The following is a 22,963-nucleotide window of genomic DNA, read 5'->3' on the forward strand; positions in this document are numbered from 1 at the left end:
ATCTGTTTTTTAGGAACTTTTCAATGCGTCTGATACTTTTAGGAGCACCCGGTGCCGGCAAGGGCACCCAAGCTAACTTCATCAAAGAAAAATACAATATTCCACAAATCTCCACGGGCGACATGCTGCGCGCGGCGATCAAGGAAGGCACGGAACTGGGCCTGGCAGCGAAAAAAGTCATGGATGCGGGCGGCCTCGTGTCGGACGACATCATGATCGGCCTGGTCAAGAACCGCCTGCAGGAAGCCGATTGCGCCAATGGCTACCTGTTCGACGGCTTCCCGCGCACCATCGCGCAAGCGGACGCCATGAAGGATGCCGGCATCAATGTCGACTACGTGCTGGAAATCGACGTGCCCGATGAGTCCATCATCGAGCGCATGGATGGCCGCCGCAGCCACCCGGGTTCGGGCCGCGTCTACCACGTCAAATTCAATCCGCCCAAGGTCGACGGTATCGACGACATCACGGGCGAGCCGCTGATCCAGCGCGACGACGACAAGGCGGAAACGGTCAAGAAGCGCCTGGACGTGTACCACAACCAGACCAAGGTCTTGCTCGGTTACTATAATGACTGGGCCAAGTCCGGCCTGCCGGGCGCGCCGAAATACCGCCGCATCGCCGGCGTGGGTCCGGTCGAGCAAATCCGCGACAGCGCATTTGCCGCCCTGGCGGAATAAGCAGTATTTGAAAAGCGGACCTGAGTGTCCGCTTTTTTTGTGCCCGCGCTTGAGGGCGCCGTGTCGTTTTCGTGGTTCAGTTTTTTTGCAGGTCGTGTTTTCCTGGCTGCGCGTGCCTGCCCGGTGCGGTCTGCAGCTGTTGGCAATGACGTCGGATAAAAACAGAAGGGGACGATATGGCAGCCAGTCTGTGGTTTGCGGTAGCCTGCGGCGTGGTCGCAGTTATTTACGGTTTGGTGTCGCGCAGCTGGATCCTGCGTCAGGATCCCGGCAACGCGCGCATGCAGGAAATCGCGCTGGCCATCCAGCAGGGCGCGGCCGCCTACCTGGCGCGCCAGTACCGTACCATCGCCATCGTCGGCGTGGCGCTCTTGATCGCCATCTATCTGCTGCTCGGCCTGCATACGGCGCTGGGTTTTCTGATCGGCGCCGTGCTGTCGGGCGCCTGCGGCTTCATCGGCATGAATGTCTCCGTGCGGGCCAATGTGCGCACGGCGCAGGCGGCCACCCTGGGCATCAACCAGGCCCTGAACGTGGCCTTCAAGGGCGGGGCGATCACGGGCATGCTGGTCGTCGGACTGGGCCTCCTGGGCGTGACCCTGTTCTACTGGCTGCTGGTGACGACGGGCGCGCCGGGCCTGACCCAGCATGACCTGATCAAGCCGTTGATCGGCCTGGCCTTCGGCGCCTCGCTCATTTCCATCTTCGCGCGGCTGGGCGGCGGCATCTTCACCAAGGGCGCCGACGTGGGCGCGGACCTGGTGGGAAAGGTCGAAGCGGGCATCCCCGAAGACGATCCGCGCAACCCGGCCGTCATCGCCGACAACGTGGGCGACAACGTGGGCGACTGCGCCGGCATGGCGGCCGACCTGTTCGAAACCTATGTCGTGACCCTGATCGCCACCATGCTGCTGGGCGCGCTGCTGATGGCCGAGGCCAGCGGCATGGCCATCATCTATCCGCTGCTGCTGGGCGCCGTGTCCATCCTCGCCTCCATCGTCGGCTGCTCGATGGTCAAGACGGCCCCCGGCAAGAAGATCATGTCGGCCCTGTACACGGGCCTGTGGTGGGCGGCCGGCCTGTCCCTGGTCGGCTTTGCCGTCGTCACGTGGCTGCTGTGGCCCGACGACGCCATGCGCTACAAGATGCTGGGCGCGACCGTCGTCGGCATCGTCCTCACGGGGCTGATGGTGTACATCACCGAGTACTACACGGGCACGGACTTCAAGCCCGTGCGCCACATCGCCGAAGCGTCGACGACGGGCCACGGCACCAACATCATCGCCGGCCTGGGCGTGTCGATGAAGTCCACCGCCTATCCGGTGCTGGCCGTCTGCATCGCCATCCTCGTCTCGTATCAATTGGCGGGCCTGTACGGCATCGCCATCGCGGCGACCTCCATGCTGTCGATGGCCGGCATCATCGTCGCCCTCGACGCGTATGGTCCCATCACGGACAACGCGGGCGGCATCGCGGAAATGTCGGGCTTGCCCGACTCCGTGCGCGCCATCACCGACCCCCTGGACGCCGTCGGCAATACTACCAAGGCCGTCACCAAGGGCTATGCCATCGGCTCGGCCGGCCTGGCCGCGCTGGTGCTGTTTGCCGACTACACGCATGCGCTCGAATCCGTGGGCCAGCACATCACGTTTGACTTGTCGAATCCCATGGTCATCGTGGGCCTGTTCATCGGCGGGCTGATACCGTATCTGTTCGGCGCCATGGCGATGGAAGCCGTGGGCCGCGCGGCGGGCGCCGTGGTGGTCGAGGTGCGCCGGCAGTTCCGCGACATCAAGGGCATCATGGAAGGCACGGCGCGGCCCGAATACGACAAGGCCGTCGACATGCTGACGGCGTCGGCCATCCGCGAAATGATAGCTCCCTCCTTGCTGCCGGTGGTGGTGCCCATCGTCGTGGGCATGCTGCTGGGGCCTGCGGCCCTGGGCGGCCTCCTGATGGGCACCATCGTGACGGGCCTGTTCGTGGCCATTTCCATGACCACGGGCGGCGGCGCCTGGGACAACGCGAAGAAATACATCGAGGATGGCCATTTCGGCGGCAAGGGGTCCGATGCGCACAAGGCGGCCGTCACGGGCGACACGGTGGGCGACCCGTACAAGGACACGGCCGGTCCCGCAGTGAACCCCCTGATCAAGATCATCAATATCGTGGCCCTGCTGCTGGTGCCGCTGCTGCCGGCCACGGGCTGGCTGGCGGTCAAGGCGCCGGCCCCGATCCACGCGCCCGTGCCGCCCATCCTGGCACCGGCCACACCCGTGCAAAGCTTGCCGGCGCAATAAACTGGTCACTCCCTGCAGCCCCGTGGCCCGCGCCGCGGGGCTGTTTGCATTTGTATGGACGCGACTCCCGGCTGGCCTTGTTCCCGGCGTCTAAAAGGTGAGCAATTGTTACGGCAGCTTGGCTTGCGCCGCCCGTTTGCCAATAATGGAGAAAGGATGATGAACGCCTTGCACGGCAGGAGGATGTCATGGACAGCAAGCACAAAAGACGTGGCCTATGGCTGGCGCTGCTGGTAGCGGGCCTGGTGCTGGCAGGCGATGCCTGGGCCACGCCCGGTGGCCATGGCGGCCACGGTCATTTTCACGGCCGCGTGCATGGCGGCGCGTGGGTTGGCCATGGATGGCACCATGGCCACGGACCGCGCTGGTATGGCAATCCCTGGCATGGCTATCCCCGTGTTGACTACTACGGCGGCACGGTCATCGTGCCGCCGCCCGTGTATCTGGAACCGGACGTGTGGTATTACTGCGCGCGGCCACGCGGGTACTACCCGTACGTGGCGCGCTGCATGACACCCTGGCGCGCCGTGGTGCCGGCCAGCGTGCCCTGAACGTCAGAAGCGCGACGTCAGGCCGACGAACATGCGCCGTCCCGGCACATAATAGTCGACCAGTCCATCGGCCAGCGGGCCTTTCTTGAACAGGTTTTCCACGCCGCCGCGCACGGTCCAGCGGGGCGTGACCTTGTACGACACGACCGTGTCGACGATGGTGTAGGCCTTGTTGGCCGCCTGGCCCGCGTCGAGTTCCTTGCCCGTGTACTGGGCCGATACTTCGCCGAACAGCTGGTCGTTGACTTGCCAGCCCAGCGCCGAGTACCACGACAGCTTCGGCGTCGACAGCAGGTTGGCGCCCGTCGTCAGGTTTTTCGCTTCCGCCATGTAGGTGACGTTGTTACGCCAGTTCAGGTTTTTCGTCAGCGGGACGGTGGCCGTCGCTTCCACGCCGCTGGTGCGCGCTTTCTGGATATTCGTCATCTTCGTCCACCACTGCTTCTGGTAAAAACCCAGCGGCGCGTAGTCGATCTTGTTCTTGAAATTTGTGTGGAAGTACGTCACGCCCACGTCCCAGCCATTCTGTTCCCACGCCACGCCGATCTCGCCGGCCGTGCTCGTTTCCGGCTTCAAGTCCGCATTGCCGGCCATGTAGCAGCCGCCCGTGATGTAGCCCAGCGGTTTGAGGCTGCCGCAACCGCGTCCGCCCGACTGCGTGGCCGCCGCCGGCGAGTTTTCCTTCAGGCTCGGGGCGCGGAAGCCTTGCGACACGCCGCCCTTGATGGTCCAGGCGGGGGCAGGGTGGTACACGAGGTACAGGCGCGGGCTGTAGTGGTTGCCGAACTTGCCGTGGTGGTCGAGGCGCAGGCCGGCCGTGGCCGTCAGGTTCTCGCGCAGGAACAGCTGGTCTTCCGCGAACAGGGCCGACGTGGTGCCGGACAGGGTGGCGCCGCTGACGGGGTTGCCCAGGTAATCGGTAGGGATGGTGCCGATGGTGTCCGTATTCGTCAGTTCCTGGTGTTTCCACTGGCCGCCCATCACCAGCATCTGTTCGATGCCGCCCCAGCCGACGCGTTTTTCCAGGCTGGCGTCCAGCGTGCTGTCCTTGGATTTGGCCACCGTGCCGACGACTTCGTTGTCGAAATCGTTGTGGTACAGGTTGATCATGGCCTTGCCGAAGTCCCAGCGGCCTTCATAGCCGATGCTGGCGCTCTTGCGTATCAGCTTGCTCGCGCCCCAGGCGCCGAACAGCGGGTAGCCGTCCGCATCGAGCGTGGTCGAATCCGTCGATTGCTGTTTGCCGTAGCTGGCGTCCAGCGTCAGGTTCTGTTTCTTGTCCAGCGCCCAGCTCAGCTGGCCCGTGACCGTCTGGTTGCGTTCGCCGCCGATGCCACCCGATTTGCCGATGGCTTTTTCATCGGGATTCTGGCGCGTCTGGCCCACGCCCAGGCGCATGCCGACCGTGTCCGACAAGGGGCCGGCCACGTTCACGCCCAGCTGGTGCGCCGTGCCGCGGCCGCTGTCCTGCGGCTGCGTGTAGTTGGCCGTGGCCGAGCCGTTCCACTTGCCCGGCACCTTGCGCGTGATGATGTTGATCACGCCGCCCATGGCGTCCGAGCCGTACAGCGAGGACATGGGGCCGCGCACCACTTCGATGCGCTCGATCATGTCGGGCGAAATCCAGTTCAGGTCCTGGCGGCCCAGGTCGGGACGGTAAGCCGTGTCGGCCGAGCTGCCCACGCGCTTGCCGTCGACGAGGATCAAGGTGTATTTGTCGGGCAGGCCGCGCAGCTTGATCTTCGATTCCTCGCCCACGGGGCTGGTGCCGCCCGTCACGCCGGGGATGCGGCGCAGCAGGGTGTTGAGGTCGTACACGGGCTGGCGCTCGATTTCCTCGCGCGTGATGACGCTGATGCTGGCCGGCGCATCCTTGATGTCGATGGCCGTGCCGGACGCAGTGACGACCACCGTGTTCATGGTCGGGTCGGCGGCCGCATTGCCTTCGGCCCAGGCGCTGCTGACGGCCAAGGAGAGCAGGCAGGGCAGGAGCAGGGCGGCGGAATGCATGGAGCGGGCGGGAGCGACGACGGGGGCTGCGAGGGGTGCGAAGGCGGGACTGCGCTGTGTCATGGTGAGCTTTCCGGGTATTGTTATTTCCTGGCTGCCTTCCGGGTGGCTCGGGTATGAATGATTGAAAATGCAATAAACTGCGCTCCCATTCTGCTAATGAGAATAAGAATCGTTCTTATTGTAATGCCGTCCTGGCAAGAAGGAAAGTGCTGAAAGGAAATAAAACACTGTTGCAGCATGTGCATGGCAGCTACAAGCGTGAGAAATTGTTACGCGCGCTGGTATCTGTCACGGCGTGTGCCAATAATGAACACCATGAGATCGATGCTTGGAGAGGCGGCATGAAGATGATGAAAAAAGCGATACCGGTGCTGGCCTGCGCCATGCTGCTCGCTGGCGGCCATGCCTGGTCGCAGGAGCCGCCGGCGCCCGCCGAATCCTTGCCTGAACCTTTGCCCGTATGCCGGCTCGACCCGCGTGACAGCGGCAAGCTGCTAGAGGAACCATGCCGACCGGCGCCGCCCGTGCGGCCGCGCCGTTCCGTGGCGCAGGTGATCGGCCGCATGCCGGCGCAAGTTACACCTCCCGTCGTGCCCATGGCGCCCCTGCCGCCCAGTCCGGCCGTGCCCATGCCCCGCGCGCCGCAGCCGATCGGCGCTTGCGACACGGGCGGTTGCCGCGACGCGTCGGGCGCACGCTACAACGGCGCGGGCAACGCCACGCTCGACGCCAATGGCCGCATCTGTCACCGCAATGGGGCGTTCGTGCAGTGTTTCTAGGGTGCAGGTGCCAGCGTATGGCGCTGTCACGCCGGAAGAAATAGGCAGGCCCGGCGCATTGCCGGCGGGCGCCATCCGTGCGTGTTCCCACTGTTCCATTTTCGAAGTATTAATAAAAAACAAATTTCGGCGATGAGTGGTCGGGATTTATCTATTGCTTTTTTGTATATATCATGAAACAATAAAAGTAAATATTTAATAATTTATTGTTGTCATCGTATTGTTGTCAATTCATAATGAAACCAGCCCATCTTCGTCTCTTGTTCGTCACGTTTTCCATCTGTGCACTGGCTGTATTTTCCTGGTATTTTTTGGCAGGAAATGCACTGCTGGAGGCGGCCTACGACGGGCGCTCATGGTCGGTGCTCAATAAGGTACTCGGACATGCGGACCGCCACCCGCTGGCATTTTATGTTCAGAAAATGGATGCATTGGTGAGCTTTTACCTGTTGCTTTGGCTGGCCTTCACCGTCACTGCCGCAGTATTCCTGTATCGCTTGTATCGGCCCGCTGCAATGAGCGACGATGGGCTCGATTACCTGTTGTTCGCCATTTACACCGCAGTGTTTGCCGGCATGCTTCTGCGTTTCGGCACGCAGGAAAGCTGGTACCTGATCGATGACATCATGGCATTCAAAGGTACGCCGCCGTTCCAGCACCGGGTCATGTTCATTTTCCCGGCGCAGGTCTTGCAGTACCTGTTTCCTCGCCTGGGCGCCATCGAATGTTTTCTCTGGTCCCAGGTGCTGGCCGTGGTGCTGATGCTGTGGTCGGTCCGGCGTTTTGCCGCTCTCTTCATCCGACGGGATCTGGCCTTCGTGGCGCAGTTTCTGGTGTTGTGCATGTGGGCGCCCACGGTCACCTATTACACGTTTTACGATATCGGTATCATTTTTGTCTATTCCTTTTGCCTCTACCATCTGCTGCGCCGCGAAATGCTGCCCTACGTGGCGATGCTGGTGGCGGGAACGTTCAATCACGAGATCACGCTCTTCCTGATCGTGGCGAGCGGCTTTGTCTTGCTTGGACAGATGAAGCTGCGCTCGCTGGCGGGCTGGATATTGCTGCAACTGCTGCTGTACGGTCTGGTGCGCGTACTGATGTTTTATGTGTTGCCAGCGCATCAGGCATGGGAGGGTGGTAAGATTGACAACAATATCAATCTCTTCCTGCACCATCCGCGTACGCTGGTACAGAACGTTGGCCCTATATTGCTGTGGTATCTCTTGGCCGCCTCCGGCTGGCGCTATGCGTCTGAGCCGTTGCGCCGCTGCCTGATTATCCTGCCGTGTTTGCTGACCATGACCTTTATGGTGGGACAGTTCAATGAAGGGCGCCAGTTTGACGCCTTCATCCCCGTTGCCGTGGCATTCATGTTGTGCGCACTGAGTGCACGTGTCGGTGCGCCAGCCATGCCCACGCTGGATCGGGACAGTGCTTGGTTGCTGTCACGCATGCCGGCATCCGGCACGGGAAGGTAATATCATGGCCGAACCCATGTTGCGCGCGCAGGGCGAACAGAAGAGTGTACCGCTGGTGGTCGATCTCGACGGTACGCTGATCCATTCGGACTTGCTGTGGGAAGCGATTCTCATCTTTATCAAAGTGCGGTTCTTGCAGCTCTGGCGCTTGCCGTTCTGGCTGTTTTCCGGCAAGGCTGGCTTCAAGGAAAAAATGGCGGACATGGTGGAGATCGATCCACAAGCCTTGCCGTATGATCAGATTTTGCTGGCCGACCTGGCGCGCCAGCGCAGCGAAGGGCGCCAGATCATCCTGGCGACAGGTTCGCAGCGCCGTTTCGCCGATGCCATCGCCGTCCACCTGGGCCTGTTTGACCGCGTGCTGGCCACAGAGGGCGGGATCAATCTCACTTCGCATAACAAGGCGCATCAACTGAGCGAACTGTTTGGCGCCAGGGGGTTTGATTACATAGGTAATGCCAGTGTTGACGTCGCGGTATGGAATGCCAGCAACGCGGCGTTTTCCGTCACGCGCACCCCGTTCCGGCTGGCCGGTGGCGGCGCCACGCAGGCTGCGGGGACGCCGCGCGCCGGGTGGGGCGCGCCTCTGCTCAAGGCAATGCGGCCCCGCCAGTGGCTGAAGAATCTGCTGGTCTTCGTGCCGATGCTGGCCGGCCATGCGCTGAATCTGCCGACCTTCCTGCAGGCACTGGTGGCGTTTTTCGCTTTTTCGCTGTGCGCCTCTAGCGCCTATCTGCTCAATGATGCGCTCGATGCGCCCGATGACCGGCGCCACCCCACCAAGTGCCGCCGGCCGATAGCCGCCGGCAGCTTGCCGCTGCCCGTTGCCTTGCTGGCCAGTCCGCTGCTGGCCATCCTGGCACTGGCCATTTGCGCGCTGTTCGATCCGCTGCTGTTGCTGGCCGTGGCGATTTACTTCGCCAGCACCTTGGCGTACTCGATTTACCTGAAACGCTTGCTGATGGTCGATATCGTCACCCTCGCCATCCTGTATACCTTGCGCATACTGGGGGGCAGCGCGGCGACGCATATCGAACCTTCGTTCTGGCTGCTGGCCTTTTCCTTCTTTATTTTCCTCAGCCTGGCACTGCTCAAGCGCTATAGCGAGTTATTCAATCTGGAGCGCCAAGGCAAGGAAAAGACGCGCGGCCGCAGCTATACGACGGCCGATAAGGCACCGATCGGCATCATGGGCGTGAACAGCGGATTTATTTCGCTGCTGGTGTTCATGCTGTACTTTAATTCCCAAAACATCCTGGTACTGTATGCGCGTCCTTACCTGTTGCTGGGTATCGTGCCCCTGCTGGTGTTCTGGCTGGGGCGACTGTGGACGCTGACCTTCCGGGGCGAGGTCAACGAGGATCCCGTGTTGTATGTGAGTAAAGATACTGTCAGCCTTGTGGTCATCGCCGCCTGCATGGCGCTGGCGATCGGCGCTAGCCTGTAGAATGCCGCACCTTCTCCCGAAACCGTACCCGAACCGCTACCGATGATGACTTCCGCTTCTTCAGGCTTCCTATGGTGCGCGCTTGCCTCAGTGGCCAGCGCGGCCGCCACCTTGCTGATCAAAATGTCCAGCCAGTATGGCAGCGGCCTGAGTGTCGCCCGCCTGCTGTGGCTGGGCAGCGCAGGGGGGGCCTATGCCCTGGGTTTCATCTGTTATGCGGTGGCGCTGGAAAAGCTGCAAATCAGCCTGGCCTATCCCGTCATGACGGCCATCACGATGGCGCTGGTGACCTTGATCGGCTGCAGCGTGCTGCAGGAAGCGCTCACCATGCCGAAATTGTTTGGCATTCTGCTGATCACTGCGGGCGCTTTCGTTCTGTCCCGCTGAGCGCTCCAGCGCCGACCTGCTCCGTTCGTCCTTAACTTTTCGCTGCGTCGCGCAAAAAATGGCTACAATTGTCGCCGACATTACGTTTACGTAAACGTAATAATGGCATCATGTGCCATGCAACCATCAGGCGCCGGGAACGTGGCCCTTATTACTCAGGATACTCAGGAGATTTCATGCAGATTCAGGACAATGTATTCATCATCACGGGCGGCGCATCGGGACTGGGCGCGGCCACGGCGCGCATGCTGACGGCCGCTGGCGGCAAGGTCGTGCTGGCCGACGTGCAGACGGAGGCGGGCCAGGCGCTGGCCGCGGAACTGAACGGCGTGTTCGTGCAATGCGACGTGACGTCGGAAGAAGACGGCATGGCCGTGGTGGCGGCAGCGGCCAAACTCGGCACCTTGCGCGGCCTGGTCAACTGCGCCGGCGTGGCGCCGGCCGTGAAAACCGTGGGCAAGGATGGCCCGCATCCGCTGGCCCTGTTCCAGAAAGTCGTCAACATCAACCTGGTGGGCACCTTCAATATGTGCCGCCTGGCGGCCGACGCCATGGCCAAGCAGGATGCGACTGCCGAAGGCGAGCGCGGCATCATCATCAACACGGCTTCCGTGGCGGCCTACGATGGCCAGATCGGCCAGGCTGCCTACGCGTCGTCGAAGGCGGCCGTGGTGGGACTGACCCTGCCGATGGCGCGCGACCTGTCGCGCAACGGCATCCGCGTGATGACGGTGGCGCCCGGTATTTTCGAAACGCCGATGCTGCTGGGCATGCCGGCCGAAGTGCAGGATGCGCTGGGCAAGATGGTGCCGTTCCCATCGCGCCTGGGCAAGCCCGGCGAATACGCGCAGCTGGTGAAAGCCATCGTGGAAAACGTCATGCTCAATGGCGAAACGATTCGTCTCGACGGCGCCATCCGCATGCAGCCGAAGTAAGCCCTCGGCCAGGGTGCAGCGCCGTGGCCGGCATTTGAGGTAGCATACCCGGGTATCTTTACCGGAGTAAGCATGATCACATTGAAGCCGCTGGCGCTGAGCCTGACCTTGCTGGGAGCACTCGCTGCCAGTCCCGTATTTGCCGAGGCGCCGCAGAAGGCGCCGGAAATCGCCACCGCGTATGCGGAAAAATCGGGCTGGGCGGCGCAGAAATTCATGGTGGCCGCCGCCAATCCGCTGGCCGCCGATGCGGGCTACCAGATGCTGAAAAAGGGCGGCAGCGCCATCGACGCGGCCATCGCCACGCAACTGGTGCTGACCCTGGTCGAGCCGCAATCGTCGGGCATCGGCGGCGGCGCCTTTTTGCTGTATTCCACGGCCAAGGGCGTGCAGGCGTTCGACGGGCGCGAAACGGCGCCGGCCGCCGCCGATGAACACCTGTTCCAGAATGCGGACGGCACACCCGTCTCGCGCGCCACGGGCGTGGTGGGCGGGCGATCCGTGGGCGCGCCGGGCGTGCTGCGGATGCTGGAACTGGCGCACAAGGAACACGGCAAGCTGCCGTGGGCGACGCTGTTCGGCCCCGCCATCAAGCTGGCGCACGGCGGCTTTCCCGTCAGCCAGCGCCTCAACGGCCTGCTGAACTGGGACCAGGCCCTGAAGCGCGATCCTGTCGCCGCCGCGTATTTCTATGACAAAGAGGGCAAGGCCTGGCCCGTCGGCCACGTGCTGAAGAATCCGGAACTGGCGCGCACCCTGCGCGAGATCGCCCGCGGCGGCGCCGACGCCTTTTATAACGGCCGCATCGCGCGCGACATCGCCGCCAAGGTGGCGTCGCACCCGACCAATCCCGGCAAGCTGACGGCGGCCGACATCGCCGGCTACCGGGCCAAGGTGCGCGAGCCCGTCTGCAGCGATTACAAGGCCTGGACCGTGTGCGGCATGCCGCCGCCATCGTCGGGCGGCATCGCCATCGCGCAGATGCTGGGTATCCTGGAAGTGAAGGACATCCGCCCGTATGCGCCCGTCGACGGCGTGCTCGATGCGCAAGCGATCCACCTGTTCTCGGAAGCGGGGCGCCTGGCCTACGCGGACCGCAACCGCTACGTGGCCGATACGGACTTCGTGCCGCTGCCGGGCAATGGCGTCGCCTCGATGCTCGACAAAACCTACCTGGCGCAGCGCGCTTCCCTGATCGGCGACAAATCCATGGGCCGGGCCTTGCCCGGCACGCCGCCCGGCATGCAGGTGGCGTGGGGCATGGACAACGCCTTGCAGCGCCCGTCGACGTCGCACCTGGTGGCCGTCGACGCTTTTGGCGGCGGTCTGTCGATGACTACCAGCGTGGAAGACGCGTTCGGTTCGCGCCAGATGGTCGACGGCTTTTTGCTCAATAACCAGCTGACGGATTTCTCGTTCGATTCGCGCGATGCGGATGGCCCGATCGCCAACCGCGTCGAAGCGGGCAAGCGGCCGCGCAGCGCCATGTCGCCCACCCTCGTGTTCGAGAAGGGCACGCACAAGCTGGTGCTGGCCACGGGTTCGCCCGGCGGCTCGTCCATCATCAATTATGTGGCCAAGGTCCTGGTCGGCACCATGGACTGGGGCTTGAACGTGCAGCAGGCCATCAGCCTGCCGAACTTCGGCAGCCGCAACGGCCCGACGGAACTGGAAAAGGGCCGCGCGCCGGCAGCGCAAGTCGAGGCGCTGCAGGCGATGGGCCACGAGGTGCGCGTGATCGAGCAGAACTCGGGCTTGCAGGGCATCATGCGCCTGAATGCGCATGGCAAGGATTTCTGGTTTGGGGGGGCGGATCCACGGCGTGAAGGCATGGTTCGGGGCGATTAGGGGGCACCGGACCAAACCTACTGCGCGTCGGTATAGGCGGCCTGCGATGCTCACCGTACTAGAGTACGGTTGCGCTTCTTAGCCGCCTCTCCCTTCCGCTCGCTACGGTTTTGTCCGGCGCCGTGCTGCCAACAATATACCTGCAGGAACTGGCGTCTACCTTCCAAACTTTTCCACAAAGCATCCAGACCCTGCTAATCTGCCGGCATGGGAATGCAAAATAAAACAGGCTTGATACTCACGGGAGGAGGCGCCCGTGCCGCCTATCAGGTGGGTGTGCTGCAGGCGATTTCGGCGATTCTGTGGGAAGCGGGCTGGGCGCCGGCGCGCAACCCGTTCGACATCATCTGCGGCACCTCGGCCGGTGCCATCAACGCCACGGCGCTGGCCTGCCGGGCCGATAACTTCGGCGAAGGCGTGCAAAAGCTGCTCGATGTCTGGCAGCACATCGAAGTCGAGCAAGTGTACCGCGCCGATTCGCTGGGCGTGATCCGTTCGGGCGCGCGCTGGCTGTCCCTGCTGTCGTTCGGCTGGCTGCTGCGCCAGTGGCATGCGTCGCCGCCCAGTTCCCTGCTCGACAATACCCCGCTGGTCAGCCTGCTGCACCGCATGCTCGACTTGCCGCGCCTGGACGCGGCCCTGGCCGATGGCCTGCTGCATGCGCTGGCCGTGACGGCGTCGTCGTATTCGGGCAGCCGCCACATGACGTTTTACCAGACGGCCGAGGACATCGCGCCTTGGGTGCGCACGCAGCGCCTGGCGCTGCCGGATCAGATCGGCGTGGAGCACTTGCTGGCCTCGGCCGCCATCCCCTTCATCTTCCCCGCCGTGCCCCTGTACGTGGGCGGCCAGCGCGAGTACTGCGGCGACGGTTCCATGCGCCAGCTGGCGCCGATCTCGCCGGCCATCCACCTGGGCGCGAACAAGGTGCTGGTGGTGGGGGCGGGGCGCATGACGGAGCCGGCGCCGGCCGCGTCCGAAGCGGCGCGCTACCCGAGCCTGGCGCAGATCGCCGGCCACGCGCTGTCGTCGATCTTCCTCGACGGCCTGGCCGTCGACATCGAACGCCTGAACCGCATCAACCTGACCCTGTCGATGCTGCCGCCCGAGTTGCTGGGCAAGACGGCGCTGAAACCGGTGGAATTGCTGGTCATCGCGCCGTCCGAGCGGCTCGACGCCATCGCCAGCCGGCATATCGGCAGTTTGCCGCGTCCCATCCGCACCATGTTGTCGGGCATCGGCGCGGCCGAAGCGCGCGGTGCGGCGCTGGCATCGTATTTATTGTTCGAATCGACGTATACTAACGAGCTGATCCGTCTTGGACAGCGCGATACGCAAGCCCGCAAGGACGATGTACTGGCGTTCTTTGGTTCCTGAGACGGCCCTTGGAGCGGCGTGCGGGTTTTTCGCGTTTTTTTTGACAGGACGATTGTGCGGGTATTTCGACGTGTTTGCGATGTTGCCTTACTATTAATTCTGCTGGTGGGTGGCTCGGCCGTGGCGGGGCCTGCGCCCACCCTGCGTTTCGACCAGCTCAGCGTCGACCAGGGCCTGGCGCAGGAATCGGTGCTGGCCATCGCCCAGGACCGGCAAGGCTATATGTGGTTCGGCAGCCAGTCTGGCCTGAGCCGCTACGACGGCTACCGCATGGTCGTCTACAAGAATATCGAAGGTGACAAGACCAGCCTGGCCGACAACTGGGTGGGCGAACTGCACGTCGATGGCCAGGGCCAGCTGTGGGTGGGCACGGACAATGGCCTGGACCGTTTCGACGCCGCCAGCCAGACCTTCATCCATTACGGCCCCGCCGAAAAGAGCAAGCGCGGCAACGGCAACCGGCATATCCACGCCATTCTCGACGATGGCGCGCGCGGCTTCTGGATCGCCACCTCGGACGGCTTGCAGCATTTCGACCCCGCCACGGGCCACTTCCGCACCTGGCACCATGAAGAAGGCAACCCGCACAGCCTGGGCGACAATGAAATCAAGGCGCTGGCGCTGGACGCGCAACAGCGTTTGTGGATAGGCACGGTAACGGGCCTGGACATGCTGGCGCCGGGCAGCGAGCGCTTCGAGCATTTCGCCGTCGATGCGGCGCCCGGTTCGAAGTACAACGTGATCCAGTCGCTGCTGATCGACCGCCAGCAGAACCTGTGGATCGGCACCATGGCCGGGGCCGAGCGCTGGCGCCTGGGCGCCGCCGGCCAGCCGCCGCAATCGAGAGTGCGCTTCGGCGAGAAACATGGTTTTTCCGCCATCCGCGTGGCCAGCCTGTACCAGGATGTCGACGCCACCGTCTGGCTGGGCAGCAATGCCGATGGCCTGTTCCGCTGGCTGCCCGAAAGCGGCACCTTCCTGCAATACCGCCACCAGACGGGCGACAAGTTCAGCGTCGCCGACAACCAGCTGTCGTCCTTGTACCGCGACCGCGCCGGCACCTTCTGGGTCGGCTCCTGGTACAACGGCGTGAGCCGGGTCGACCTGGGCAGCGGCGGCTTTTCGCGCATGGCGCGCGCGCCCGGCGACGTGGGCGCGCTGGCCGACAAGAAAGTGCGCGCCGTGGCCGACGCGGGCAATGGCAAGCTGTGGCTGGCCACCAAGGGCGGCCTGAAACTGTACGACACGCGCGACGGCAGCTCGCGCCTGTTCGACTTGCGCAGCGCGCCCGGCATGTCGCGCGACGAGCAAGTCACGACCCTGTACAAGGCGCCGGACGGCGTGCTGTGGGTGGGCGGCTCGACGGGCTTGCACCGCTTCGATCCGGCCCTGGAACGCTTCTTCACCATGCGCTTTGCCGCCGGCGACCCGAATAGCGACACCATCCGCAATATCGTCAGCGACCGCAGCGGCATGCTGTGGGTCTCGACGCGGGGCGGCGTGCACCGCTTCGAGCCGGCCAGCAAGCGGTTTATCACCTACCGCCACGATCCGGCCGACCCGAACAGCCTGTCCGACAACATGGTGCGGCCCGTGCTGGAAGACGGCAAGGGACAGCTGTGGATAGGTTCCTTCCACGGCCTGGACTTGCTGGACCGCGCCAGCGGCCGCTTCCGGCATTTCCGCCACGACCCGCAAAACCCGCAGAGCCTCAGTCACGACGAGGTGCATTTCCTGCACGAGGACAAGCGCGGCGTGCTGTGGGTGGGCACGGCCAATGGCTTGAACCGCATGGACGTCGACGCGAAAGGCGAGATCCGCTTCCGGCGTTTCCTGCGCAAGGATGGCATGGCCGACGACGCCGTCGCCAGCATCCTCGGCGACGACAACGAGCAGCTGTGGCTGAGCACGAATAGCGGCATCACGCGGCTCGACATGCGCAGCGGCCTGTTTCGCAACTACGACAGCGCCGACGGCACGGTGGAAGGCTCGTACTTCGATGGCGCGGCCCTGCGCGCATCGGACGGCACCATGTATTTCGGCGGCTTCAACGGCATGACGGCGTTCGTGCCGCAGGATATCCACGACAACCGCGTGCCGCCGCTGGTGGCCGTCACGGAGCTGCAGATCTTCAACAAGCCGGTGGGCATCGGCCGCGGCGAGTTCGCGCACGTGCTCAAGACGGCCATCGACCACACGCGCAAGCTGGTGCTGACCAGCCGCGAAAGCGTCTTTTCGCTGGAATTCGCGGCCCTGCATTTCGCCGCGCCCCAGCGCAATATGTTCGCCTACCGGCTCGAAGGCTTCGACCAGGACTGGGTCATGACGGATGCGGGGCGGCGCTTTGCCACCTACACCAACCTCGATGCGGGCAACTATGTGTTTCGCGTCAAGGCGGCCAACAAGGACGGCGTGTGGAACGAGAGCGGCGCCACCCTGGCCATCACGATCTTGCCGCCGTTCTGGAAAACCTGGTGGTTCCGCACCCTGATGGCGGCGTTGCTGCTGGGCGCCGTGTATGGCGCCTACCGCCAGCGCGTGCGCGCGTTGCGGCGCCAGCAGAACGAATTGGAAAAACTGGTCGGCGAACGCACGGCGGAGCTGCAGAGCAAGGAAATCGAAGTGCTGGCCCAGTCGGAAAAGCTGGCGCAAGTAAACAGCAGCCTGACGAAAAACGAGGAAAGCCTGCGCCAGGCCAAACGCAAGGCCGAGGATGCGACGCGCCAGAAGTCGGAATTTTTGGCCAATATGAGCCACGAGATGCGCACGCCGCTCGCTGGCGTGATCGGCATGCTGGGCTTTGCCCTGCGCGACGAGCAGCTGCACGACGCCACGCGCGAGCAGATCCTGCGCGGCCAGGCCAATGCCCAGTCGCTGCTGGTGATCATCAATGACTTGCTCGACTTTTCCAAGATCGAAGCGGGCAAGCTGAGTATTGAAAACATCGATTTCGCGCTCGGCGCGGCCATCGAGACGGTCGTGGCCCTGTTCGAGGAACAGGCGGCCGCGCGCAGCATCGGCTTTTCCATCGATTTCGCGCCCGACCTGCCCCCATTCGTGGTGGGCGACCCGACCCGCTTGCGCCAGGTGCTGGTCAACCTCGTCGGCAATGCCTTCAAGTTCACCCAGCGCGGCGGCGTGAGCGTTTGCGTCGAGCGGGCCGGCGTGGCCAGCGGCAGGGGCGGGCGCAAGGTCAACCTGATCCGCTTCAGTGTCAGTGACAGCGGCATCGGCATCGATGCGGAAGCGATGGCGCGCCTGTTCCAGAAATTCGAACAGGCCGACGCCAGCACCACGCGGCGCTACGGCGGCACGGGGCTGGGCCTGGCCATCTGCCGCCAGCTGGTCGAACTGATGGATGGCGAGATCGAAGTGACCAGCACGCCGGGGCAGGGCAGCACGTTTGCTTTCACCTTGCCGCTGGCCGACGGCGTGGCGCCGCCGCTGGTGCCGCAGGTGGCGCTGGCGCCGCACAGCCACCAGCTGCGCGTGCTGTGCGCGGAAGACTTCCCCACCAACCAGATCATCATCCGCGTCATGCTCGAAGAGCTGGGGCATCGGGTCGACGTGGTCGCCAATGGCATGCTGGCCGTGGCCGCCTGCGTGCATACGCGCTATGACCTGATCCTGATGGACGGGCGCATGCCGGAGATGGATGGCGCCACGGCGACGCGATTGATCCGCGTGGGCGGCTGGCCGGACCAGCCCGTGCGCGACAAGGAATTGATGATCGTCGCCCTGACGGCGAACGCCAGCGAAGAGGACCGCAGCCGCTACCTGGGCGTCGGCATGGACGATTTCCTCAGCAAGCCGGTGGACGAGACGGCGCTGCATGGCTTGCTGGCGCGCGCCATCGAGCGCCAGCTGCAGCGCGGTTTCCTGTTGCCGCGCATGCCGCCGAACGAGCCACGCGGCGCTCCTCGCGGGCAGGCTGAACTCGACGCCCTGTTCGGCCTTGCGCCGGCAGGTCCCGCCTTCACGCCGTCCCAATCCATCCGCAGCGGCGAGCTGCAGCGGCGCATCCGCGTCGCCTTCGTCTCCGACCTGGAAGGGCGTTTGCGCGAACTCGACGACGCCCTGGCGGCGCAGGACCGCGATAACGCCGGGCGCCTGCTGCACGGCTTGAAGGGCAGCGCCGCCTATCTCGATGAAACGCAGCTGCACATGCTGTGCACGGAAATGGAAGAGGCGGCGGATGGCGGGCGCTGGACGCAGGTGGCCCTGCATTTGCCGCAATTGCGCGCACTGTTGGCGCAAATAGCCGTTTCGGGCCAGGAAATGTAAAATAAGCAATTCCGGCTGTGTGGCGCGCCGCGAAACTGGGTAGAATACGGCCAGGGCCCTGACGCCGCCGGCAATGGAGAAAGCAATGAAAGTACTGGTGGTTGACGATGATGTCGTGTCGCGCATGGTGCTGATGCACCTGATCGACAGCTGCGGCGTGCACGATATCGTGGAAGCCGAGGATGGCGCGGCCGCGTGGGAACAGCTCGAAGGCGGCTTGCGTCCCTCGCTGTGCTTTTGCGACTTGCGCATGCCGCGCCTGTCCGGCATGGAGCTGCTGCAGAAGATCCGCTCTGACAGCGCGCTCGACGCCATGCCGCTCGTACTCGTCTCGTCGGCCAATGACCAGGACACGGTGCGCGACGCCGTGCAGGCCGGCGCCGCCGGCTACATCATGAAACCCTTCCAGCCGGAACAGGTGCGCCAGCATATCGACGCCTGCTTTGACGTTTCCGCCTTGCCGGCCGAGGTGCCGCGCGACACCTTGCAGCGGCTGGGCATCGACAGCGAACGCCTGCTGGCGTATCTGACGGGTTTCCAGGGACAGATCGGCGCCGCCAGCGACCAGGTCGACGACTTGCTGGCGCGCGGCGAACCGGCCCAGGCACGCCAGCAGCTGGAACGGCTGCACCTCGGCTGCCGCACCCTGGGCTTGCACGGCGCGGAAGCGGGCATGAGCGCGCTGCTGCAGTCGGCGGTGCTCGACGGCGAGCAGATGCAAACGGCCCTGGCGGCGCTGGCGCGCAGCGTGGCACAGCAGGCGCGCTTGCTGCAGCAACAGGACAGAGACGACTGAATCTGCTGTTTTTCGCTTGCCGGAAAAATACTTTAGGTTTAAAGTATCTGCTTCCGGGCCTTGTGCACGCGCCCGCTACCCGCCAGGATGAGCATGAGCAGCGACCCTTCGCCTACCACCGCATCTCCCCAGGACGACTTTGCGCGCACGCATTTGCCGCCGCGCGCACTCTGGCCGCAGCTGTGCCTTGATCAGCCCGAGCTGCAATATCCTGCGCGCCTCAATTGCGTCGCCGCGCTGCTCGATGCGGCCGTGGCCAATGGCGGCGGCGGGCGCACCGCCATCCTGGCCGACGGCCAGCGCTGGAGCTACGCCGACCTGGCGCGGCAAGTCGACCGCATCGCCCACGTGCTGCGCAGCGACCTGCGCCTGATCCCCGGCAACCGCGTGCTGCTGCGCGGCGCGAATACCCCGATGATGGCGGCCTGCCTGCTCGCCGTGCTGAAAGCCGGCTGCATCGCCGTGCCCACCATGCCGCTGCTGCGCGCGCGCGAACTGTCCACCATCCTCGCCAAGGCGCAAGTGAACGCCGTGTTGTGCGCGCAGGGCTTGCGCGCGGAGCTCGACGCGGTGCCATCCCTGCCGGCCATGCTGTGCTTTGGCGCCGATGACGGGGAGCTGGAACGGCGCATGGCGGCCCACGCTGCGCCGTTTGCCGCGCACGACACGGCGGCCGACGATGTCTGCCTGATCAGCTTTACCTCGGGCACGACGGGCGTGCCCAAAGGCACCATGCACATGCACCGCGATATGCTGGCCATCTGCGACTGCTTTCCCCGCTCCATGCTGCAGGTGCGCGCCGACGATATCTTCATCGGCACGCCCCCGCTGGCGTTTACCTTCGGCCTGGGCGGCCTGCTGCTGTTCCCCCTGCGCTTTGGCGCGGCCACCGTGCTGCTGGAAAAGCTCACGCCCGACGGCCTGCTGCGCGCCATCGGTGCCTATCAAGCCACGATCTGCTTCACGGCGCCCACCTTTTATCGCCAGATGGCACCCCTGGCAGCCAGCCACGACTTGCGCAGCCTGCGCTTGTCCGTGTCGGCCGGCGAAGCGCTGCCGCTGGCCACGCGCGACGCGTGGCAGGCGGCCACCGGGCTGGCCATGACGGACGGCATCGGCGCGACCGAGATGCTGCACATCTTCATTTCCGCCACGGGCGAGGGCATCCGCCGCGGCGCCATCGGCAAGGCCATACCCGGCTACCAGGCGTGCATCGTCGACGATGCGGGCGTGCCGCAGCCGCCCGGCGTGACGGGCCGCCTGGCCGTGAAAGGCCCCACCGGTTGCCGCTACCTGTCCGACCCGCGCCAGCGCGAGTACGTGCAGAATGGCTGGAACCTGACGGGCGACACCTTCGAGATGGATGCGGACGGCTATTTCTATTACCGTTCGCGCAGCGACGACATGATCGTCTCGGCCGGCTACAACATCGCCGGCCCGGAAGTGGAAGAGGCGCTGCTGCGCCACCCGGCCGTGGCCGAATGCGGCGTGGTCGGGCGCGCCGATGCCGAGCGTGGCCAGATCGTCGAGGCGCACGTGGTGCTGAAAGACGGCCGCCAGGCCAGCGATGCGCTGGCGGCCGAATTGCAGGACTTCGTGCGCCAGCAGATCGCCCCGTATAAATATCCGCGCGCCATCCGCTTCCTGCCTTCGCTGCCGCGCACGGAAACGGGCAAGCTGCAGCGCTTCAAACTTCGCACGGACACTCCATGAATATTGTCTGCATCGGCGGCGGTCCCGCCGGCCTGTATTTCAGCCTGCTCATGAAAAAGCAGAATCCGGATCACCGCATCACCGTCATCGAGCGCAACCGCCCGTACGACACGTTTGGCTGGGGCGTCGTGTTTTCCGACCAGACCCTGGGCAACCTGGCCAACGCGGACGAGCCGACTGCGCGCGCCATCCTGCAGGCGTTCAATCACTGGGACGATATCGAGATCCACTTCAAGGGCGAGACCGTGCGCTCGGGCGGCCATGGCTTTTGCGGCATCGGCCGCAAGCGCCTGCTCAATATCCTGCAGGCGCGCTGCGAGGAACTTGGCGTGCAGCTGGTGTTCGAGACGGAAGTGCGGGACGACCAGGCCATCGCGAAGCAGTACGGCGCCGACCTGGTGATCGCCAGCGACGGCTTGAACAGTCGTATCCGCACGCGCTATGCGGCCAGCTACCAGCCCGAAGTCGACCAGCGCCATTGCCGCTTCGTCTGGCTGGGCACGCGCAAGAAATTCGAGGCCTTCACGTTTGCCTTCCGCCAGACGCCGCACGGCTGGTTCCAGGCGCATATCTATCAATACGATGGCGACACTTCCACCTTCATCGTCGAGACGCCCGAACACGTGTGGCGCGCGGCGGGGCTGGACAGCATGAGCCAGGAAGAGGGCATCGCCTTTTGCGAAGCCCTGTTCGCCGAGGAACTCGACGGCCATGGTTTGCTGAGCAATTCGCCGCACTTGCGCGGCTCGGCGCAGTGGATCACCTTCCCCCGCATCGTCTGCCGGCAATGGGTGCATCACCAGGACGGCGTGCCCGTCGTGCTGATGGGCGATGCGGCCCACACGGCCCATTACTCGATCGGCTCGGGCACCAAGCTGGCGCTGGAAGACGCCATCGAGCTGGCGCGCTGCTTCGGCCAGCATGCAGATAGCGATGCTGCGCTGGCCGCCTACCAGCAGCTGCGCGCCATCGAGGTGCTGAAAATCCAGAGCGCGGCGCGCAATTCCATGGAGTGGTTTGAAAACGTCGAGCGCTACAGCGCCATGGAAGCGCCGCAGTTCGCCTATTCCATGCTCACGCGCAGCCAGCGCATTTCGCATGAAAACCTGCGCCTGCGCGACCCTGCGTATGTGGCCGACTATGAACAGTGGCTGGCGCGGCGCGCGGGCGAGCAGGCTGGCGTGGTGTTGCCGCAAGAGCCATTGCCGCCCATGCTCACGCCGTTCCGGCTGCGCGGCGTGCTGCTGAAAAACCGCATCGCCGTCTCGCCCATGGCGCAGTACAGCGCCGTCGATGGCGTGGCGGGCGACTACCATCTGATGCACCTGGGCGCGCGCGCCATGGGCGGCGCGGGCCTCGTGTTTGCCGAGATGACGTGCGTGTCGGCGGACGCGCGCATCACGCCCGCCTGTCCCGGCATGTACAGCGAAGCACACACGCAGGCCTGGCGGCGCATCGTCGATTTCGTGCATGCGAACAGCGATGCGAAGATCGCCCTGCAGCTGGGACACGCGGGCGCGAAAGGCTCGACACGACCCATGTGGGACGGCATCGACCAGCCGCTCAGCGAGGGCAACTGGCCCTTGATCTCGGCCTCGGAACAGCAGTACCTGGCCGGCGTGTCGCAAACGGCGCGCGCGGCCACGGAAAGCGACCTGGCGCGCATCGAGCAGGACTTCGTGCGCGCCACCCTGGCCGCGGCCGTCGCCGGTTTCGACTGGCTGGAACTGCATTGCGCGCATGGCTATCTGCTGTCGAGTTTTATCTCGCCGCTGACCAACCGCCGCACGGACGAATATGGCGGCAGCCTGGAAAACCGCTGCCGCTATCCGCTGCGCGTGTTCCGCGCCATGCGCGCCGCCTGGCCGCAGGACAAGCCGATGAGCGTGCGCATCTCGGCCCACGACTGGGTCGAAGGCGGCATCACGCCCGACGATGCAGTCGTCATCGCGCGCCTGTTCAAGCAGGCCGGCGCCGACCTGATCGACTGTTCCTCGGGCCAGGTGAGTAAACTCGAGCAGCCCGTGTACGGACGCATGTTCCAGGCGCCGTTCGCCGACCGCGTGCGCAACGAGGCGGGCATCGCCAGCATGGCAGTCGGCTCCATCTTCGAAGCGGACCACGCCAACAGCATCATCGCCGCCGGGCGCGCCGACCTGTGCGCCGTGGGCCGCCCGCACCTGGCCAACCCGGCCTGGACGCTGACGGAAATGGCGCGCATCGGCTACAGCGGCGCCGGTGCGGCGTGGCCGAAACAGTACCGGCCGGGCCAGCAGCAGCTGGAGCGCAATCTGCAGCGCGAGCGCCAGCTGGCCGCCGCCAATACGGGCCTCACCCCGCAACAGGTGGCCGCGCGGCTGCTGGAAGGATGA

General features: G+C 64.6%; 15 protein-coding genes. 14 read left to right on the plus strand and 1 reads right to left on the minus strand.

Features of this window, described 5'->3' with window-relative positions; all coding sequences use genetic code 11:
* The first annotated feature begins 23 nt into the window (after nt 1-23).
* From adk to CLU90_RS25525, 3 genes are all read left to right on the plus strand, one after another.
* Complete coding sequence (gene adk / locus CLU90_RS25515; RefSeq protein WP_092715077.1) at nt 24-680, plus strand: adenylate kinase; 657 nt, start codon at nt 24-26, stop codon at nt 678-680.
* Between the two features lie 176 nt (nt 681-856).
* Nucleotides 857-2,980, plus strand: coding sequence for a sodium-translocating pyrophosphatase (locus CLU90_RS25520; RefSeq protein WP_100429145.1), 2,124 nt, complete (start codon nt 857-859; stop codon nt 2,978-2,980).
* A gap of 188 nt (nt 2,981-3,168) precedes the next feature.
* Nucleotides 3,169-3,531: a hypothetical protein gene (locus CLU90_RS25525; RefSeq protein WP_100429146.1), complete on the plus strand. Its 363-nt coding sequence runs from the start codon at nt 3,169-3,171 to the stop codon at nt 3,529-3,531.
* 3 nt (nt 3,532-3,534) lie between these two features.
* Here the strand turns inward: CLU90_RS25525 and CLU90_RS25530 are convergent, their stop codons facing one another.
* Nucleotides 3,535-5,604, minus strand: coding sequence for a TonB-dependent receptor domain-containing protein (locus CLU90_RS25530; RefSeq protein ID WP_100429147.1), 2,070 nt, complete (start codon nt 5,602-5,604; stop codon nt 3,535-3,537).
* A 281-nt stretch (nt 5,605-5,885) separates the two neighbouring features.
* On the opposite strand from CLU90_RS25530, the gene CLU90_RS25535 reads away from it, so the two are divergent.
* The 11 genes from CLU90_RS25535 (at nt 5,886) to CLU90_RS25585 (ending at nt 22,963) form a co-directional block, all read left to right on the plus strand.
* Nucleotides 5,886-6,323, plus strand: a complete 438-nt coding sequence (locus CLU90_RS25535) for a hypothetical protein (protein ID WP_100429148.1) — start codon at nt 5,886-5,888, stop codon at nt 6,321-6,323.
* A 236-nt stretch (nt 6,324-6,559) separates the two neighbouring features.
* Nucleotides 6,560-7,804 (plus strand): hypothetical protein, encoded by a 1,245-nt coding sequence (locus tag CLU90_RS25540; RefSeq protein ID WP_157808900.1) that lies wholly within the window; start codon nt 6,560-6,562, stop codon nt 7,802-7,804.
* Between the two features lie 4 nt (nt 7,805-7,808).
* Nucleotides 7,809-9,251, plus strand: coding sequence for a UbiA family prenyltransferase (locus CLU90_RS25545; protein ID WP_100429150.1), 1,443 nt, complete (start codon nt 7,809-7,811; stop codon nt 9,249-9,251).
* Between the two features lie 45 nt (nt 9,252-9,296).
* On the plus strand, nt 9,297-9,638 hold the full coding sequence (locus CLU90_RS25550) for an SMR family transporter (protein ID WP_269800065.1): 342 nt from the start codon (nt 9,297-9,299) through the stop codon (nt 9,636-9,638).
* Nucleotides 9,639-9,814: 176 nt separating this feature from the next.
* Entirely contained in the window at nt 9,815-10,573 is a 759-nt protein-coding gene (locus CLU90_RS25555; protein ID WP_100429152.1) for a 3-hydroxyacyl-CoA dehydrogenase, read from the plus strand.
* Nucleotides 10,574-10,645: 72 nt separating this feature from the next.
* Nucleotides 10,646-12,421, plus strand: coding sequence for a gamma-glutamyltransferase (ggt, locus tag CLU90_RS25560; RefSeq protein WP_100429153.1), 1,776 nt, complete (start codon nt 10,646-10,648; stop codon nt 12,419-12,421).
* Between the two features lie 207 nt (nt 12,422-12,628).
* On the plus strand, nt 12,629-13,798 hold the full coding sequence (locus CLU90_RS25565) for a patatin-like phospholipase family protein (protein WP_092715093.1): 1,170 nt from the start codon (nt 12,629-12,631) through the stop codon (nt 13,796-13,798).
* Between the two features lie 105 nt (nt 13,799-13,903).
* Complete coding sequence (locus CLU90_RS25570; RefSeq protein ID WP_232731332.1) at nt 13,904-18,082, plus strand: hybrid sensor histidine kinase/response regulator; 4,179 nt, start codon at nt 13,904-13,906, stop codon at nt 18,080-18,082.
* 85 nt (nt 18,083-18,167) lie between these two features.
* Entirely contained in the window at nt 18,168-18,878 is a 711-nt protein-coding gene (locus CLU90_RS25575; protein WP_100429155.1) for a response regulator, read from the plus strand.
* Nucleotides 18,879-18,971: 93 nt separating this feature from the next.
* Nucleotides 18,972-20,591 (plus strand): AMP-binding protein, encoded by a 1,620-nt coding sequence (locus tag CLU90_RS25580; RefSeq protein WP_100429156.1) that lies wholly within the window; start codon nt 18,972-18,974, stop codon nt 20,589-20,591.
* Nucleotides 20,588-22,963, plus strand: coding sequence for a bifunctional salicylyl-CoA 5-hydroxylase/oxidoreductase (locus tag CLU90_RS25585; RefSeq protein ID WP_100429157.1), 2,376 nt, complete (start codon nt 20,588-20,590; stop codon nt 22,961-22,963). The genes CLU90_RS25580 and CLU90_RS25585 overlap by 4 nt, the downstream gene beginning before the upstream one ends.

Origin of the sequence: Janthinobacterium sp. 67 (assembly GCF_002797895.1) — a bacterium.
GTDB lineage: Bacteria > Pseudomonadota > Gammaproteobacteria > Burkholderiales > Burkholderiaceae_D > Janthinobacterium.

Coding starts and splice junctions, on each gene's coding strand:
- adk (WP_092715077.1), top strand. CDS start 24: ATGCGTCTGATACTTTTAGGAGCACCCGGTGCCGGCAAGGGCACCCAA.
- CLU90_RS25520 (WP_100429145.1), top strand. CDS start 857: ATGGCAGCCAGTCTGTGGTTTGCGGTAGCCTGCGGCGTGGTCGCAGTT.
- CLU90_RS25525 (WP_100429146.1), top strand. CDS start 3,169: ATGGACAGCAAGCACAAAAGACGTGGCCTATGGCTGGCGCTGCTGGTA.
- CLU90_RS25530 (WP_100429147.1), bottom strand. CDS start 5,604: ATGACACAGCGCAGTCCCGCCTTCGCACCCCTCGCAGCCCCCGTCGTC.
- CLU90_RS25535 (WP_100429148.1), top strand. CDS start 5,886: ATGAAGATGATGAAAAAAGCGATACCGGTGCTGGCCTGCGCCATGCTG.
- CLU90_RS25540 (WP_157808900.1), top strand. CDS start 6,560: ATGAAACCAGCCCATCTTCGTCTCTTGTTCGTCACGTTTTCCATCTGT.
- CLU90_RS25545 (WP_100429150.1), top strand. CDS start 7,809: ATGGCCGAACCCATGTTGCGCGCGCAGGGCGAACAGAAGAGTGTACCG.
- CLU90_RS25550 (WP_269800065.1), top strand. CDS start 9,297: ATGACTTCCGCTTCTTCAGGCTTCCTATGGTGCGCGCTTGCCTCAGTG.
- CLU90_RS25555 (WP_100429152.1), top strand. CDS start 9,815: ATGCAGATTCAGGACAATGTATTCATCATCACGGGCGGCGCATCGGGA.
- ggt (WP_100429153.1), top strand. CDS start 10,646: ATGATCACATTGAAGCCGCTGGCGCTGAGCCTGACCTTGCTGGGAGCA.
- CLU90_RS25565 (WP_092715093.1), top strand. CDS start 12,629: ATGGGAATGCAAAATAAAACAGGCTTGATACTCACGGGAGGAGGCGCC.
- CLU90_RS25575 (WP_100429155.1), top strand. CDS start 18,168: ATGAAAGTACTGGTGGTTGACGATGATGTCGTGTCGCGCATGGTGCTG.
- CLU90_RS25580 (WP_100429156.1), top strand. CDS start 18,972: ATGAGCAGCGACCCTTCGCCTACCACCGCATCTCCCCAGGACGACTTT.
- CLU90_RS25585 (WP_100429157.1), top strand. CDS start 20,588: ATGAATATTGTCTGCATCGGCGGCGGTCCCGCCGGCCTGTATTTCAGC.